At 59.4% G+C, this 15305-nt stretch carries 15 protein-coding genes; 11 read left to right on the top strand and 4 right to left on the bottom strand.

Annotated features, from left to right (window positions below):
- Positions 1-187: 187 nt before the first annotated feature.
- Positions 188-1174: a type I glyceraldehyde-3-phosphate dehydrogenase gene (locus D1823_RS09950; RefSeq protein ID WP_117869767.1), complete on the bottom strand. Its 987-nt coding sequence runs from the start codon at positions 1172-1174 to the stop codon at positions 188-190.
- Positions 1175-1228: 54 nt separating this feature from the next.
- Positions 1229-1552 (bottom strand): hypothetical protein, encoded by a 324-nt coding sequence (locus D1823_RS09945; protein WP_254683701.1) that lies wholly within the window; start codon positions 1550-1552, stop codon positions 1229-1231.
- A 325-nt stretch (positions 1553-1877) separates the two neighbouring features.
- Here D1823_RS09945 and D1823_RS09940 point away from each other — a divergent pair, with 325 nt between their 5' ends.
- Complete coding sequence (locus D1823_RS09940) at positions 1878-2234, top strand: hypothetical protein (protein ID WP_117869765.1); 357 nt, start codon at positions 1878-1880, stop codon at positions 2232-2234.
- Between the two features lie 15 nt (positions 2235-2249).
- Here D1823_RS09940 and D1823_RS09935 read toward each other — a convergent pair whose 3' ends face one another.
- Entirely contained in the window at positions 2250-3185 is a 936-nt protein-coding gene (locus D1823_RS09935; RefSeq protein ID WP_117869764.1) for a glyoxylate/hydroxypyruvate reductase A, read from the bottom strand.
- A gap of 366 nt (positions 3186-3551) precedes the next feature.
- Between D1823_RS09935 and D1823_RS09925 the strand changes: the two genes are divergently transcribed.
- From D1823_RS09925 to D1823_RS09915, 3 genes are all read left to right on the top strand, one after another.
- Positions 3552-4358 (top strand): thioesterase family protein, encoded by an 807-nt coding sequence (locus tag D1823_RS09925; protein ID WP_117869762.1) that lies wholly within the window; start codon positions 3552-3554, stop codon positions 4356-4358.
- Between the two features lie 72 nt (positions 4359-4430).
- The gene (locus tag D1823_RS09920; RefSeq protein WP_117869761.1) at positions 4431-5078 is read left to right on the top strand and encodes a DUF1007 family protein; all 648 of its coding nucleotides are present in this window, start codon (positions 4431-4433) and stop codon (positions 5076-5078) included.
- Complete coding sequence (locus D1823_RS09915; RefSeq protein WP_117869760.1) at positions 5063-5998, top strand: nickel/cobalt transporter; 936 nt, start codon at positions 5063-5065, stop codon at positions 5996-5998. Before D1823_RS09920 ends, D1823_RS09915 begins: the two co-directional genes overlap by 16 nt.
- 1 nt (position 5999) lies before the next feature.
- Here the strand turns inward: D1823_RS09915 and truA are convergent, their stop codons facing one another.
- Positions 6000-6767 carry a tRNA pseudouridine(38-40) synthase TruA gene (gene truA, locus D1823_RS09910; protein WP_117869759.1) on the bottom strand — a complete coding sequence of 256 codons (768 nt, stop codon included), beginning with the start codon at positions 6765-6767 and terminating at the stop codon, positions 6000-6002.
- A 107-nt stretch (positions 6768-6874) separates the two neighbouring features.
- Between truA and D1823_RS09905 the strand changes: the two genes are divergently transcribed.
- The 7 genes from D1823_RS09905 (at position 6875) to D1823_RS09875 (ending at position 15151) form a co-directional block, all read left to right on the top strand.
- Positions 6875-8290 (top strand): YcjX family protein, encoded by a 1416-nt coding sequence (locus D1823_RS09905; RefSeq protein ID WP_117872827.1) that lies wholly within the window; start codon positions 6875-6877, stop codon positions 8288-8290.
- The gene (locus tag D1823_RS09900; protein WP_205511811.1) at positions 8287-8742 is read left to right on the top strand and encodes a GNAT family N-acetyltransferase; all 456 of its coding nucleotides are present in this window, start codon (positions 8287-8289) and stop codon (positions 8740-8742) included. The genes D1823_RS09905 and D1823_RS09900 overlap by 4 nt, the downstream gene beginning before the upstream one ends.
- Positions 8735-9724, top strand: coding sequence for a YcjF family protein (locus D1823_RS09895; protein WP_117869758.1), 990 nt, complete (start codon positions 8735-8737; stop codon positions 9722-9724). The genes D1823_RS09900 and D1823_RS09895 overlap by 8 nt, the downstream gene beginning before the upstream one ends.
- A gap of 59 nt (positions 9725-9783) precedes the next feature.
- Positions 9784-10494, top strand: a complete 711-nt coding sequence (locus tag D1823_RS09890) for a VIT1/CCC1 transporter family protein (RefSeq protein WP_117872825.1) — start codon at positions 9784-9786, stop codon at positions 10492-10494.
- 75 nt (positions 10495-10569) lie between these two features.
- On the top strand, positions 10570-11886 hold the full coding sequence (locus D1823_RS09885) for an SDR family oxidoreductase (RefSeq protein ID WP_117869757.1): 1317 nt from the start codon (positions 10570-10572) through the stop codon (positions 11884-11886).
- Positions 11883-12365, top strand: a complete 483-nt coding sequence (locus D1823_RS09880; protein WP_117869756.1) for a DUF2269 domain-containing protein — start codon at positions 11883-11885, stop codon at positions 12363-12365. Before D1823_RS09885 ends, D1823_RS09880 begins: the two co-directional genes overlap by 4 nt.
- Positions 12366-12442: 77 nt before the next feature.
- Positions 12443-15151, top strand: a complete 2709-nt coding sequence (locus D1823_RS09875) for a DUF2339 domain-containing protein (protein ID WP_117869755.1) — start codon at positions 12443-12445, stop codon at positions 15149-15151.
- The last annotated feature ends 154 nt before the right edge of the window (positions 15152-15305 follow it).

The raw sequence follows: 15305 nt of genomic DNA, 5'->3' as shown, positions 1-15305 counted from the left end.
CGCCCCAGACGGCATTGCCGCTTGCTCCTTCGCATGAATTGCCCCAAATGCCCCAATTCCAGTTCTCTTGCCCGCGCCATGCACGGTCGTTTGAATTCAGGTTAGAGCATCTGAATGCGGAAGAGGAAAGGAATTATGCATGAGACACGTTTTTTTTGGGCCTTATTGTGTTGACGTCACCGCCCGGCTATTCGGCTGCCATAAGGCGGGCCACGTCCAGCATTCGCGCCGAAAACCCCCATTCGTTGTCGTACCAACCAAAGACCCTAATCTGATTTTCACCCACCATACGGGTCTCAGGCCCGGCAATAACCAGCGATTCAGGGCGAGCCCGCAGGTCGGACGAGACCAGAGGCAAGTCAGTCCAGCCAAGCACAGGTGATGCAGCAACGGCCTGCTTCAGGGCGTGATCGAAGGTTTCTGCACTCATGCCGCGCTGCAATGTGACCACAAGGTCCACGGCTGACACACTTGCCGTGGGAACGCGGACAGCCGCGCCCGAAATGCGCCCGGCCAGATGAGGCAGGACGACATCGATAAGGTGCATCGCGCTCGAAGTGGTCGGCACCATCGACAGTGCCCCTGCCCGAGAACGGGCCAGGTCGCCGCGCGGGGCATCGACCATTGGCTGGCTGTTGGTATAGCAGTGGATGGTGGTCATGTGCCCCGATGCGACGCCGCCTATATCGTCGATGGCCTTGACCAGTGGCGCCAGCCCATTGGTGGTGCAGGACGCGTTTGACACAATCCGGGCGCTGCCCAACTGGTCCTCGTTTGCGCCCAGAACGATGGTGACATCAGCGGCGGGGGATGGGCCTGAGATCAGTACTTTACCTGCGCCCGCGGACAACCCGCGACGCGCAACGTCCGAGCTGCGGGCGATACCCGTACAATCCAGCATGACGTCAACGCCCGACAGATCAACGCGGGACAGATCGGCGCTGTGGGTCATGGGAACTGCGCGTCCATCCACGATCAGCGCAGCGTCCCCCCCGGACACATCGCCGGGATAGGGGCCGAATGTGCTATCGTATTTGAACAGGTATGCGCAGGTGTCCAGCGGCGCGATGTCATTGATCAGCACCAGCTCGATATCTGACCCTGCCGGCAGGGCCAGAACCTGCCGCAGGATCGTGCGGCCAATGCGGCCGAATCCGTTAATCGCGAGTTTCATGCGCAAGCTATGGCAGGCCGGTCGGGTGACCTCAATGCCTGATCTGACGCTGTGTCAGTTGCAACTGACCTGCGAGAAAAACTGGCCCGAGATGTTCTGATACATACTGGCCACGATCGGTTTGCACCCGGTTGCCTGCTGAATCGCGGCAATGGCCTGAACCGTACGCAGGCGCGGTGGAGGCCCGAAGGGGTTGAGGTTGTTGTTGTCACGCGTGGCGCGATAAACGACCGGCGCGTCGGAAACCTGTGTCACCGCCCAGGTGCGGCTCATGACGAAGACGGATTTGGTTTCTTCCTTGGCCGATATCGGCGAGGTATATAGGGCCGCAGATGCAGCGAGTGCTGCGATGGCCATTGGGGCAGGGCGTAGTTTCATGGAACAATCTCCAGTGCTAAAAATCAGAATTTACTTGAATTTCAGCAAATTCAGGCCCGTCTGTGAAGCCCTAAGGTCATAAAATTGTGGCGCCACCTTGTCGGGCAGTTGTAACCGGCGAGGCGGGGGCAAAGGCAAATGTCGGTTGAAGCCCTTGTGCCACCAAAACATGAAGCGCCCCGGATCGCCTGTATTACAGGCTTGCGAACAGAAATCGCGCAGATAGGCCTGTTCGGGATAATTTGAAGGTTCGCTTCGGGGCTTGGCCCCGCCGGATCAGGTGTATAACCTTGACCACAAATGATTTCAGTTCTGTGAGGCCGCCATGAATGCCCCGATTTTAACCGCCATAGCCGCATTCGGCATTCTTTTGATGACCAATGCGGTCGAGGCCAAGCCGCTATCTCGAATCATAGCCGAGATGGGGTTGTCTCCAGCAGATTTCGAAGTGGTCAACGCGGCCTCAAACGCGCTTTTGACCAGTGGCACGCCATCCGTGGGCCAGGAGCGGTCATGGAAGAATGACGACACGGGTTCAAAAGGAACAATCCGGGTGCAATCGGTGAAGGGAAATTGCGTTGGTCTTCAGCATGTGATTCAGCCGGACGGTGGTGATCAGAGCAGGGAAATCCGAACCCGCCGATGCAACGATGGCAATGGCAACTGGATCCTTACGCCCTGATCATCGGGTCAGGTTTCAATAGCCCTGATCGCGATTGACTTCATGTAGCAAGGGCGCGCCAGAACAGAGGCGTTGGAAGTTTTCAGCCACATCCGACAACGCATCGCCCAGATGCCAGCCCGAAACATGTGGCGTGATCGTAACGCCGGGGTGGCGCCATAACGGGCTGTCTTGTGGCAAAGGTTCCCGCGACGTGACGTCCAACACGGCATGCCCCGGAACACCTGCGTCCAGTGCCGCGATGAGAGCGCCCTCATCAATCAGATTTCCGCGCCCCGCGTTCAGCAACTGACTGCCGGGTTTCATCGCCGCCAGCATCCGGGCATCAAACAGGCCAGCGGTTTGAGGGGTCGAGGGCAGGATTGCGCAAACGTGGTCGCATTGGCCAAGAAGCGCGGGCAACGCGTCCTGCCCATGCAAACAAGTTGCGCCTTCGATGGCTTTGGGCGTACGGCTCCAGCCCATCACCTGAAAGCCCACGGCGTGCAGCATCCGCGCGGTGCGGGCACCGATGTGACCAAGACCCAGAACGCCGACTACGGTGTCCGGCGTAAAAACCGGTGCGCGCGGGGACCACTCGGCGCGGGTTTGGGCCGCTTCGTGAAATGCCATGTGTCGCTGAGCGCGCAGGATATAGGCAAGAAACCACTCGGCAATGCCCTGCGCCGGTGCGTCAGGCTTCAGGCGGGCGATGCGAACGTGACCGGGCAAACCGGGATGACTGACAATGGTTTCCACCCCTGCACCCAGCTTTTGTACCAGTTTCAGGTTGGACAGTCGCGTCGGGTGGTCACGTTGCATATCAACCACGGCCAGCATTGTTATGTCATCCGGATTTCCCAACGTATCGGCGGTGCGGATATCCGCATCCGGCAACACCGCCTGTAAACTGCGGGCAATGTCGTCATCACTTATCCAGTTGGACAACCCGGTTTCGATCAACAACGCCATGTACGGCTCCTGCTTAGGTTTGATGCGGTGACGTCCCGTCATTACGGTGGACAGGGCCCGGGCAGTTAAGCCATCCTTGCGGCAAAAGTATAGCCCGGACTGGGTGCTTGACAGGGACATTTCGGCAAACATGACAATCAGCCTGATGGATCAAAATCATGATCATCTGAAGGATGTTACCGCAATGACCGGGGCTGAGATCATGCGGCTGGATGACACGTGTTTCCCTGGAAGCGAAAACGAAACTGATTGCAAGGACGGTGTGTCCAACATGTCCGCCCCCCGACGTCAGAATAGCGAAAGTGGTTGAACACCTGGGCCCAGATGAATTGAAACGATTTGCACAAGAATAGACCCGAGGAACACATGGCGGAAGCGCTGGATTTTGCGGACAAGACCTACTTTCATCAGCGCGATGACGGGGCCTTTATTGGTAACGATGCCGCGCGCGGGCCGTGGTCTGCCGCTCATTGCCACGCGGGGCCGGTCAGCGGTTTGATTGTGCGGGCCGCGGAAACCGAAATCGGCCCCGAAAAGATGCTGACCCGTCTGACCGTTGATTTGTTGCGTCCACTTCCATTGGCCGGGCTCCGTGTCGCGGCAGAGACCACGCGCCATACCAAGACGCTCGGGACCACGCGGGTCACGGTACACGATCTTGATGACACGCTCTGCGCTACGGCCACCACAATGCATCTTTTGCGGCGCGATCTGGGGCAGGTGCCGAATGTCGACATAGATGCGCCGAGGATAGAGGATGTTGTAGAGGGCCCCTTTCCAATTGGTGAAATTCGCCACGATCTGCCCGGTTTCGCCCATTACAGCGATATTCGCTATCCGACAGGGGGAAAACAGGGTGCTGGGCCCAAAACAATTTGGATGCGTACTCCGCAGCTTTTGCAAGGCGAGGATCAGTCGCCCATTCAGGCGCTGTGTCCTTTGGCCGATTGTGGCAACGGTATCTCATGGAATGCGCCAACCTCGGAAATGGGGTTCATGAATACTGACCTGACCGTGCATATCCACCGTGAACCGGTTTCGGACTGGCTGGCCTCGAAGTCGGTTTCGCATTGGCAGCCTTCCGGTATCGGCATGTCTCAATCCGTGCTCTTCGATACGCAGGGTCCGGTGGGTACTGCGCTGCAAACACTGGTTCTGTTTCCGCCGACCTGATGTTTGGCCGGATTTCGCGTAGGGATTGAAAATGTCGTTGCCGCCACGTGGAGGGACACCTATCTTGCGACTATGCGTTACCTTATAACCACTTTGATCCTTTGTTTGCCTATGCAGGCCAATGCCCACCCGCATGTTTTCATTGGTACCGGGCTGGAGTTTATCGTGGATGACGCTGGTCAATTGACCCATGTCCGCGTGACCTGGGCATATGACGAATTCTACTCGTTGCTGGTTCTGGAAGACATGAAGCTGGATCAGGATGCTGACGGCATTCTGACGGAAAGCGAAGAACAGTTCCTGACCGGGTTCGATATGCAGTGGGTTGAGGGATACAACGGCGATCTTGTCGTTACGGCAGACGGAAACCCGGTTGCACTTTCCGGTCCGATGGAGGCGCACGCGACAGTTGAAGACGGGCGCGTTGTCACCACGCATCTCAGGGCGGTGGAAGCTGGCGCCGTACCTGCCACGGCATTGTCCGCAAAGGCATTTGATGAGACGTTTTACACCGCCTACGAGGTGACGCGGCCCGTGACCGTCACAGGTCCTGCTGCGTGCCAGATGGATCGGTTTGACCCGGACATCGATGGACAACTTGCACAGATGCAGGCGTTCCTGCTGACACTGGACGCAGACTATGACCTCGAGGAAAACGATATTCCACTGGTCGGTGAAAACTTCGCGACCGAGATCCGTGTTTCATGTCCCGCTACCTGATTGTTCCGGTTGCTCTTGCCTGCGGTCTGCTGCTCTGGTTCTGGGGCAGCGGAGGCTTTGACAGTCTTGCGGCCTGGGCCGCGGGGGAGCAACGAGAATTCCAGAACCAGATTGCCCGGTCCTTGCGTGCCGCGCGTGCCGAGCAGCCCGAGGCGGTGGCAACGCTACTGACGGTCTGTTTCGCTTACGGGTTCTTTCATGCCATCGGCCCCGGCCACGGAAAGGTCCTGATCGGTGGCTACGGGTTGGGTCGGCGCGTCGCCTTTTGGCGGTTATCGGCGATCAGTGTATTGTCCAGCCTGGGGCAGGCGGTGACGGCCGTCGTACTGGTCTATGCCGGGGTGCTGGTGTTCCAGATGTCCCGTGAAAGCCTTGTCGGAACGACTGAACAGGTCATGGCTCCGATAAGCTACGGTGCAATCGTCCTTATCGGTCTTTGGCTGGTGGTTCGGTCTTTGCGCAGTTTCGCAAGGGGACGGAAAACCACATCGCCCCACGACCACCATCATGATGAAAACGATCACACGCATCATCACCACCACGATGGAGAGGTCTGTTCAGACTGTGGTCACCGCCATGGCCCAACTGCGCAAGAAGTTGCAAATGTTGGTTCACTGCGCGAGGCCCTGATCCTGATAGCTGGCATCGCGGCGCGACCGTGCACAGGTGCATTGTTCGTACTGATCCTGACGTGGCAGATGGGCATCGCGATGGTCGGTATCGCTGGGGCCTTTGCCATGGCATTGGGCACGGCGTTGGTGACGACCTTGGTGGGATGGACATCCTTTGGCCTTCGCGGAGGTCTGCTGGCCTCAGCCTCAGCAACGCGGTTCGCATCGGTGCTGGCCCCAACGATCGAACTGGTCGCCGGGCTGATCATTGCCGTGATCGCAAGTGGATTGCTTTTGCGGGCGATCTAGGTCAGTCGAACACTGGTTCCAGATATCCGACCCGCGCCAGATACAGCCCTTGCGGCGGACAGACAGGGCCGCAGGCCGCACGGTCGGCAGCTTCCAACGCCTCACGCACCTCTTCCGGGGCCCACGCTCCGGCGCCCACACGTTCCAGGGTTCCGACGAAACTGCGCACCTGATTGTGCAGGAATGACCGTGCCCGTACGTGGAAATGGACCTCGGGGCCGGAAAAGCCCTGAACCAGTTCTACCCGCAACTCATCCAGAGTTTTGACCGGGCTGGCGGCCTGACAAATCGACGACCTGAAGGTCGTGAAATCATGGTGACCCAGCAGCATGTTCGCCCCTTCCTGCATGGCCTCGACATCCAGCGGATGATTGATCTGCCAAACCTGCCCCCTGTCATGGGTTGCAGGCGCGCGTCGCATCAGGATGCGGAACAGGTATTGCCGTTCGACCGCCGAAAACCGCGCGTGCCAATCGTCAGTCACGCGCGCGGCGTTCACGATCGCCACCGGCTGCGGTTTGAGGTGATAGTTCAGCGCCTCGGACAGGCGGAACGGGTCCCATTCCTTGACCATGTCGCAATGGGCGACCTGGCCCAACGCATGAACCCCAGCATCGGTGCGCCCTGCGGCAGCAATCGTATGCGCACCCGGCTGGATATGGGACAGGGCCTGTTCGATTGCCCCCTGCACGGACGGTTGATCCTTCTGCCGCTGCCATCCGGCAAACGGTTCCCCCTGGTATTCAACTTTCAACGCGTATCTGGGCATGTGCCGCTGGTACAGCGCAGCGCGGGAACGGGCAAGGGGGCGAAAGCGCTGGTATGTGCCGTACCCTCTACCTATCTTGGGTGAAACGATAATTGCGGGGCGACAGATTGGTCATCTCATCACTGGCAGACAGCCTTGTGCGCGGCGTCGAAACCCTAGGCGACAGCGTATCCGAGACGTTTTTTGAGCCTGTCATCCGCCTGGGTGTCACGGGGTTGGCGCGGTCGGGCAAAACGGTTTTCATCACCTCGCTGGTGGCGAACCTGCTGGATCGGGGGCGCATGACCGGGTTGGTTGCGCAGCAGGAAGGTCGGATCAACGCCGCTTTTCTGCAACCGCAGCCGGATGACACTGTACCCCGGTTCGATTATGAAACGCACCTGTCCGCCCTGACCGGTCCGACACCGCACTGGCCAGACAGCACGCGCGCGGTTTCAGAACTGCGCCTATCCTTCAAAGCCCGCCCAGCCGGTTTGCTTGCTGGCTTGCAGGGACCGCGCACCGTTCATCTGGACATTGTCGATTACCCCGGAGAATGGCTTCTGGATCTGGCCTTGCTGGACAAGTCGTATTCAGTCTGGTCTCAGGAAACACTGACACGTATCGAGACCCGTTCGGAGGCTGCCGGGTATCTGGCCCAGGTCAACGCCGCAGACCCGTCCGGGGCACATGACGAGCCGACCGCGCAGGCGCTGGCATCGTCGTTTACGACCTATCTCAATCAGGCACGTGAAGCCGGGTATTACGACTGTACCCCTGGACGGTTCCTGTTGCCGGGGGATCTGGCAGGTTCTCCGGTCCTGACCTTTGCGCCGTTGGTGGCGTCTGGCCCGTCGCGGCGCAGAACGCTTCAACGCGAGATGGAACGGCGATACGAAGCTTACAAAGCTCAGGTCGTGAAACCGTTTTTTCGGGATCACTTCTCGCGGATCGACCGGCAGGTGGTTCTGGTTGACGCGCTGGGCGCTATTCATAAGGGTCCGCAGGCGGTCGAGGATATGCGCCGTGGCATGGCTGATATCCTGTCGGCCTTTCGCCCCGGCCGAAATGCGTGGCTCAGCCAATTGCTGTTGGGAAAACGGGTTGAACGCATTTTGTTTGCGGCGACAAAAGCCGACCATTTGCACCACACGCAGCATCCCCGCCTCACCGCGATCATTGAAGCATTGACGCGGGAGGCGCGCGATCGGGCGAATTTCGCCGGGGCCCGGACCGAGGCCCTGTCTCTGGCATCGCTGCGCGCGACGACCGAAGAATTGCGCAATCACAACGGGACAGAACTGCCATGCGTTCGGGGTACCTTGTTGGATAGTGGGAAACAGGCTGCCTTCTACCCCGGTGAATTGCCCGAGGATCCAGCGCATCTGTTGGGCCCGGCCCGAAATGGGGCTGATGCGTGGTTGGGCGAAGACTACGGCTTCATGGCCTTTGCCCCGGCCCAGTTAACCTTGAAACCCGGAGACGGCCCGCCGCATATCCGACTGGATCGTGCCGCCCAGTTTTTGATTGGAGATCGGTTGTGACGGTACTTCTGCGTCCCGCACGCCCAACGGATGCAGGCACCATCGGGACAATCCTGCATAGTTTCACCCTGGAAAACGACTGGATGCCTGAATTGCACAGCTGCGCCGAGACGATCGCCTTCTGTGGGCGAATGATTGATCAGGAATGGGTTACTGTGGCCGAAGCTGAGGCCGGTGTTGTAGGTTTTTTGGCGCTCAACGGTCGTGAAATCCATTCGCTTTATCTGGATGCACCGGTTCGGGGGCGGGGGATTGGTCAGCAATTGCTGAATCACGCCAAATCGGGCCGCTCAGAGCTGAGCTTGTCCGCATTTCAGGACAATGCCCGAGCCTGTCGGTTTTATGAACGTAACGATTTTGCCGAGGTGGCCCGCAGCGATGGGGCGGATAACGATGAAAACTTGCCCGACATACGGTTTGTCTGGCGCAGTGAGGGTGTGATCCATGGCTAAAGGCCCGGTTTTGATCGATCTTGAAATGGATGAGCCCGCTGCTGATGTCGCGAAGGCCCCGCCGGTGCCGGACATCGCGCAACCGCAAGGGCAGGCGATGCAAAGCGCGGCACGGCTGGCGGCGCGCAAACCATCGGCTCTTGCGCGCTGGTTCTGGGGGCTGGCCCTGGCAGTGGTCGGGGCTGCCATATCTGTGGCCGCGTGGGATTTTGCAACCTCGCTGGTGGCGCGCACACCTGTATTGGGTTGGATCGTTACCGGATTGATCGCCGCGCTGGTTCTTGTGGGGCTTATGATTGCTATCCGTGAACTGGCCGCATTGGGGCGATTGTCCCGCGTAGATGGCCTGCGTCGGGCCGCTGACACCGCATTGGCCGACGACGATTTGGCTCAGGCCTGTGCGGTCACCAACCGTATCATCGCATTCTACAAAGGGCGTGAAGACACACGCTGGGGCCGCGAACGATTAACCGAACGTATGGCGGATCAGTTCGATGCATCAGCGCTGCTGGAGCTTGCCGAAGATGAGCTGCTGGCCCCTCTGGACCAAGCCGCCAGCCGCGAGGTCGAAGCCGCGGCCCGGCAAGTTGCCACAGTGACCGCATTGGTGCCATTGGCGCTTGCGGATGTGATAACCGCGCTGGCAGCGTCGTTGCGGATGATCCGCCGGGTTGCGGAAATCTATGGCGGTCGCGCGGGCACGCTGGGCGGCTGGCGCCTGACCCGCAGTGTATTTGTGCATCTGGTGGCGACAGGAGCGGTGGCAGTTGGCGATGATCTGCTGGAGCCTGTTCTGGGTGGTTCCGTTCTCAGCAAACTGTCACGCCGGTTCGGAGAGGGTCTGGTCAACGGGGCGCTCAGCGCCCGTGTGGGTGTGGCCGCGATGGAGGTGTGCCGCCCGTTGCCGTTCTCGGACAGGCACAAACCTTCGACGCGGGGCATCATCAAACGCGCCTTGCAGGGCCTGTTTTCCAAGGGTTGATCCAAAGCAAGGCGCCCGGCCTGCGCTTCGGCACACTGAATGTGTCGAAGGAGTCAGCCATGACGGATCACGGTCACAGCCCGCAGGAAATCGCCGAACGGATCAACGCACCGCCCGGCCGAGGCGTGTTGCGCGACGTCGTCTATGGCGGCATCGACGGATCCGTCACCACGTTTGCCATTGTGGCAGGCGTTGCCGGGGCAGGTCTTTCCCCGTTCGTTATCGTGGCGCTTGGCCTGGCGAATGTTCTGGCTGACGGGTTTTCGATGGCTGCGGGCAATTATTCGGGCACCAAGGCCGAACTGGACAACATTCGCCGCATCCGCGCGGTCGAGGAACGCCACATCGCGTTGTACCCGGATGGCGAGCGCGAAGAAGTGCGTGAGATCCTTGCGCAAAAAGGGCTGACTGGCGACATTCTGAATGAGGCTACGGCAGAGATCACCTCGAGCACTGAAAACTGGATCAACCTGATGATCGAAGGTGAATATGGTCTGGGCAGTGTCGACCCGCATCCGATGAAGGCGGCGCTGGCCACCTTCTTTGCCTTTCTGGTGGCGGGGATGATCCCGCTGCTGCCGTTTCTCGCCTCGGTGCAGAATGCGTTTGCGATGTCTGCCTGGATGACCATGGGGGTCTTCTTTGCGATCGGTGCGCTCAAAAGCCGGTGGTCACTGGCCCCCTGGTGGCGGTCGGGGCTCGAGACGCTATTGATTGGCGGGCTGGCCGCGCTGATCGCGTATCTCGTCGGGTCCCTGTTCCATCCGTAATGTCGCAGTCCGGCGGTCATAACTGTTCAATTGCACCCGGTTGGGTAGAGTGATCGAAAACGGGCGCATGGGCCAATGTCACGACACGATCTTTCTGGAAAACAGGTTTTGGTTCTGGGCGCATATGGGTTCATTGGTGCTGCGGTTACACGAGCTTTACAGGCCGAAAGCGCAACAGTTCAGGGTATGGTGCGCGATCTTGGGCAAGGGTCAAAAATCCTGCCGGGTGTTTCGCTGAAACAGGGTGACCTGCGTGAGTTGCTTGTCGCGCAGGACTGGCAGGACCTGCTGACTGATGTGGATGTCGTGGTAAACTGCGCCGGCGCGTTGCAGGACAATGCAGACGATGACCTCGAAGCGGTGCACCACACTGCAATAGCAGCCTTGGCTGACGGCTGCATGGATCATGGTGCAAGTGTCGTCCAGTTTTCTGCCATTGGTGCGGGAGCTGCGGCGAGTACGCATTTCCTGCGCAGCAAGGCGGCTGGAGATGCGGCGCTGCGCGCGTCAGGTGTGCCGCTCTGGATACTTAAGCCCGGTCTGGTCATTGGACAGACGGACTATGGCGGTACCGCGTTGCTGCGTATGTTGGCCGCGGTGCCCTGGGTTCAGCCTCTGGCTTACCCTGACACGCCTGTTCAATGCGTCGGAATGCAGGATTTATGCAAGGCAGTGACCGACGCCGTTGCAGGTCACTTGCCGCAAGGCACATACGACCTTGTCGAAGATACCCCTCACAGCCTGGCTGAGGTGGTGCGCAGCACCCGGAGATGGCTTGGGTTTCCGGAAACGCGCTTCACTGTGGCCTTACCTCCTATCCTGACAAAAGCCGTTGCAGAGCTGGCAGATGGGTTGGCCCGGGTTGGCTGGAAATCCCCGTTGCGAAGCACAGCGTTAACAGTCATGGCAGATGGCGTGACCGGGGATCCCGAGCCCTATAGGGCGGCATCTGGGCTCGGGGTCGCTTCACTGACAGACATCTACGCCACGCTTCCGTGTGCCCGTGAACACAGGCTGACTGCGCAGATGACGTTGTTGATGCCGCTGGTCGTAGCGACACTCAGCCTGTTCTGGCTACTGTCAGGGCTATTTGGATTGGTCAGCTTGTCCACTGCCTCGGATGTTCTGATCGGAGCAGGGTGGTCAGCACCTATGGCTTTGGCCGGTGTTGTGTTCTGGTCATTGGGTGACATCGTTCTGGGTCTGGCCATTCTCTGGCGCCCGTGGGCTGCGCGGGCCTGTCAGGCTCAGATTGCTGTGGCCATGTTCTATCTGATAGCCGCCTCGATCACAGCGCCGGACCTGTGGTCTGACCCGTTGGGGCCCTTGGTGAAAATCCTGCCTGCAATGATCCTGTCGCTTGTCGCACTGCCCATGTTGGATCGCAGATGACGGACCCTGACCTTGTCCTGCGTTGGCTGCATGTCATTGGTGCCTGCGTGCTGTTGGGCACGGGCGCGGGGATCGCCTTTTTCATGCTGATGGCCCATCGCAACGGCGATCCTCGCATCATTGCGCATACGGCAGGTATCGTTGTTCTGGCCGATCTTTTGTTCACCTCGACCGCTGTGATCGTTCAGCCCGTAACCGGCGCATTGCTTGCGTTGCGTATCGGGTGGCCCTTGAGCGAAGGGTGGATCGTGCTGTCTCTGGTGCTCTATGTTTTGACCGGTTTGTTCTGGCTGCCAGTCGTCTGGGTGCAAATCCGGTTGCGAAATTTTGCACGAACGGCGGAAGAGAAGGGAACGCAACTGCCGCGGGACTATTACCGTTTGTTCCGGTTCTGGTTTGTCTGCGGAATTCCGGCGTTTCTGGCGGTTCTGACGATACTCTGGCTGATGATCGCGCGTCCGGAGATTTCCGTGTTTTAAGTCGGGTCACGGCTTTCCTGACTGTCACTTGCCGGCGGCTCAAGATAGCTTGACCTCCAAAAGGATCGGAGACTCAGTTGGAATCGCTGCTTGTTTTTGTTGGCCTGATTGTTCTAGCCATCCCTGTGACATTGATTGCACTTTTGGTCGGACAGTCCCGGTTGCGGCGCCGGGTGGAGCAGCTGGAAGCGCAAATCGACGCCTTGGCTTCAGGCGATGCGACGGTCCTGCCGCAACCGGAACAGGAAACGCCTGCACCGCAACCTGCTGCAGAAGAGAAGCAGAGCAGGCCGGCACCCTGGTCGGCTCCAAAACGGCAGGAAGACAACAGTGCCGACGCTCAGGATGCAGACGTTTCTTCACCGGCTGTAGTGTTTCGCCACGACAGGTTTGCGGCTCTGGGCGCGTGGCTGCGCGAGAACTGGTTTTATGTGGTTTCGGCCCTGTCTCTAGCATTGGCTGGCATTTTCCTTGTGCAATACGGCGTCGAAAACGGTTTGCTGCCTCCGGCGGCCCGTGTTTTTGCAGCCCTGGGTTTCGGCGCTGTTCTGATCCTTGCAGGCGAGGTGTTGCGTCGGAAGTTCGGGGATGATGAGGAGGCGGCCACTGCCTATTTACCCTCGGTCTTTTCCGGTGCCGGGCTTGTCACTTTGTTCGGGGCGATCCTGTCTGCCCGCCAGTTGTATAACCTGATCGGTGCCGAAACGGCACTGACAGGAATGGTCGTAATCGCGATGGTGGGCCTTGTTCTGGGGTGGTTCCACGGTCCACTGCTGGCTGCGGTCGGTCTGATCGGAGCCTTTGCCGCTCCTTTCCTGGTCGGAGGCGCGTCCGACAATCCCTCTTGGCTGTATGCATATTTCCTGTTGGTTGCCGTTTTGGGGCTGGGTATCGATACAGTGCGGCGCTGGGCATGGATTTCGGTGCTAGCGCTGTTCGGGGCATATGCGGCGAACCTGCTCCTGGCGACCAGTGCCCCAAATACAGAACCTGGTTACTTGATCGCCGCAACTGTGCTGGCGCTTTTCGCAACCGCCATTCCGGTGCGGCGCATTTGGCCGGATCATGCGGGCCCCATGCTGTCTGAGATGATCCGCCATCCCAAGGTTCGCCCTTGGCCCGAATTCCCAACCCGTCTGGCTGTAGGAGCCATTGCGGCAAGTACGGTGATCCTGTCCTGGCATTGGGCGGACACAGAGGCTGAATTCTGGTTAGGCGTCAGCCTGTTGTCCGCCCTCATTCTGGCATTGCTCTTATGGACCAAGGATGCACCGGCGTTGCAAGACCTGACTGTTCTGCCTGCTGCCGGATTGGTGTTTTTTGTTGCCTCCCATGGGCTTGAGAACGGCGCGGCTCTGTACAGGTTCGCCGAGGCTTACGCAGAAACGCCCGAGGCGGACTATCCGATGGTGGTCACTGTGCTGGTCGCCTTGGGAGCGTTGATGTCAGCCCTGATGGCATGGCGGTCATTTACGGCGAGCCAGTATCGCGCCGTCTGGGCCGGAGGAGCCGCGCTTTTTGCCCCTTTGCTGGCCATCGCGCTGGAAATTGGCTGGCATCCGGCTTTGGTGATCGGAGCCTACCCCTGGGCGCTCCATGCGATCGCACTGGCTGTGCTGATGGTGGTTCTGGCAGAACGTTTTGCCCGTGTTGACGGCGATGACCGGATGCGAGCGGCTCTGGCCACTCTGTCCGCGTTGTCGTGTCTGGTATTCGCCTGCGTCATCGTGCTCAGTTCATCGGCGCTCACGGTTGCTCTGGTGGCCAGCGTTGTGGTTGCAGCAGCGTTGGACCGCAGGTTCATCTTGCCGCCGATGAGCTGGTTTATCTGGGCGGGTGTCTTTACTGTTACCGTTCGTTTGGTGCTTGATCCGGGTCTGGATTGGGCCAATTCCGCTCCGGTGCTTGAAATGGCGATGGTCTACGGCGCGGCCACATTGGGATTTGTCGCGGGCTGGTGGCTTTTGCGTCCGTTGAAACGCCCCCTGGCGGCGCTGCTGTTGGAAAGCGCGGCCTGGGCGACAGCGGGTATCCTGCTTTCATTGTTGCTGCTGCGTTGGCTCGAAGGCTTTGGAGAGGGCGGCGCTGACAACAGCCATTGGGGCCTGGGTCTGTTGGCCGTCATCTGGCTTTTGCTTGCGTTTGCGCAGGTGCAAAGGTTCGGGCTGGGTGGCAAGCTGAACTACCTTCGATACCTGCTGGCTCTGTTCTTTGCAGCTCATGGTCTTTTCTATCTGATGTTGGCATTGGCGGACCAGAACCCATTGCTGAATCCGAACGCAGACCCGGTGCTTGGGCCGCCGCTTCTGAATTCAATCGCCATTGCCTATTTGTTGCCTGCGTTGGTTGTTTGGGGTTTTGCTTGGCGAATCAGGGAAATGCCGAAACAGATCATGCAAGGAAGCTATGCCGCCGCAGGGGTGTTGGCCGCAGTTTGGTTGGGCTTGGCGATCCGCCACGTCTGGCAGGGCGCAGGGGGTATGTATGAAGGCAATGGCGTCACGCAGCCCGAGCTCTACACCTATACCCTCGTTCTACTGATGATCGGGGCCGCTCTATTCTATCAATCTCTGGCCCGCAGGTCCGACGTAATGCGCAAAGCCGGTTTGGCCGTGATCGGGCTGGCCGTGGCCAAGGTCTTCCTGATCGACATTGCCGGTCTGGGTGGCCTGATCCGGGTGTTCTCGCTGCTGGCGCTGGGTCTTGCTCTGGCTGGTCTTGCGTGGCTGAACCGGTGGGCGAAACTGCGCCATTCGCTGCAACGGGCGGAACCTCTGGACCATTAGGTGCAGGCGTCATATAAGCGCGGCCATGCATGACCGGATGGCCATCATTATTCGAATTATATCCCCGGCGCTCTGATATCGCGAGACGCCGGGCAAAGGTGTTTGAGACTTCGCACCGACCGCTTCGATCCTAGTACGACCAGATCATCCAAAG

This window comes from Ruegeria sp. AD91A (genome assembly GCF_003443535.1).
Classification (GTDB): domain Bacteria; phylum Pseudomonadota; class Alphaproteobacteria; order Rhodobacterales; family Rhodobacteraceae; genus Ruegeria.
The sequence above is the reverse complement of the archived record's forward strand: the minus strand, read 5'-3'. Positions and strand labels throughout refer to the sequence as shown.

Coding starts and splice junctions, on each gene's coding strand:
- D1823_RS09935 (WP_117869764.1), bottom strand. CDS start 3,185: ATGGCGTTGTTGATCGAAACCGGGTTGTCCAACTGGATAAGTGATGAC.
- D1823_RS09940 (WP_117869765.1), top strand. CDS start 1,878: ATGAATGCCCCGATTTTAACCGCCATAGCCGCATTCGGCATTCTTTTG.
- D1823_RS09925 (WP_117869762.1), top strand. CDS start 3,552: ATGGCGGAAGCGCTGGATTTTGCGGACAAGACCTACTTTCATCAGCGC.
- D1823_RS09895 (WP_117869758.1), top strand. CDS start 8,735: ATGGCTAAAGGCCCGGTTTTGATCGATCTTGAAATGGATGAGCCCGCT.
- D1823_RS09950 (WP_117869767.1), bottom strand. CDS start 1,174: ATGAAACTCGCGATTAACGGATTCGGCCGCATTGGCCGCACGATCCTG.
- truA (WP_117869759.1), bottom strand. CDS start 6,767: ATGCCCAGATACGCGTTGAAAGTTGAATACCAGGGGGAACCGTTTGCC.
- D1823_RS09885 (WP_117869757.1), top strand. CDS start 10,570: ATGTCACGACACGATCTTTCTGGAAAACAGGTTTTGGTTCTGGGCGCA.
- D1823_RS09880 (WP_117869756.1), top strand. CDS start 11,883: ATGACGGACCCTGACCTTGTCCTGCGTTGGCTGCATGTCATTGGTGCC.
- D1823_RS09915 (WP_117869760.1), top strand. CDS start 5,063: ATGTCCCGCTACCTGATTGTTCCGGTTGCTCTTGCCTGCGGTCTGCTG.
- D1823_RS09945 (WP_254683701.1), bottom strand. CDS start 1,552: ATGAAACTACGCCCTGCCCCAATGGCCATCGCAGCACTCGCTGCATCT.
- D1823_RS09890 (WP_117872825.1), top strand. CDS start 9,784: ATGACGGATCACGGTCACAGCCCGCAGGAAATCGCCGAACGGATCAAC.
- D1823_RS09920 (WP_117869761.1), top strand. CDS start 4,431: ATGCGTTACCTTATAACCACTTTGATCCTTTGTTTGCCTATGCAGGCC.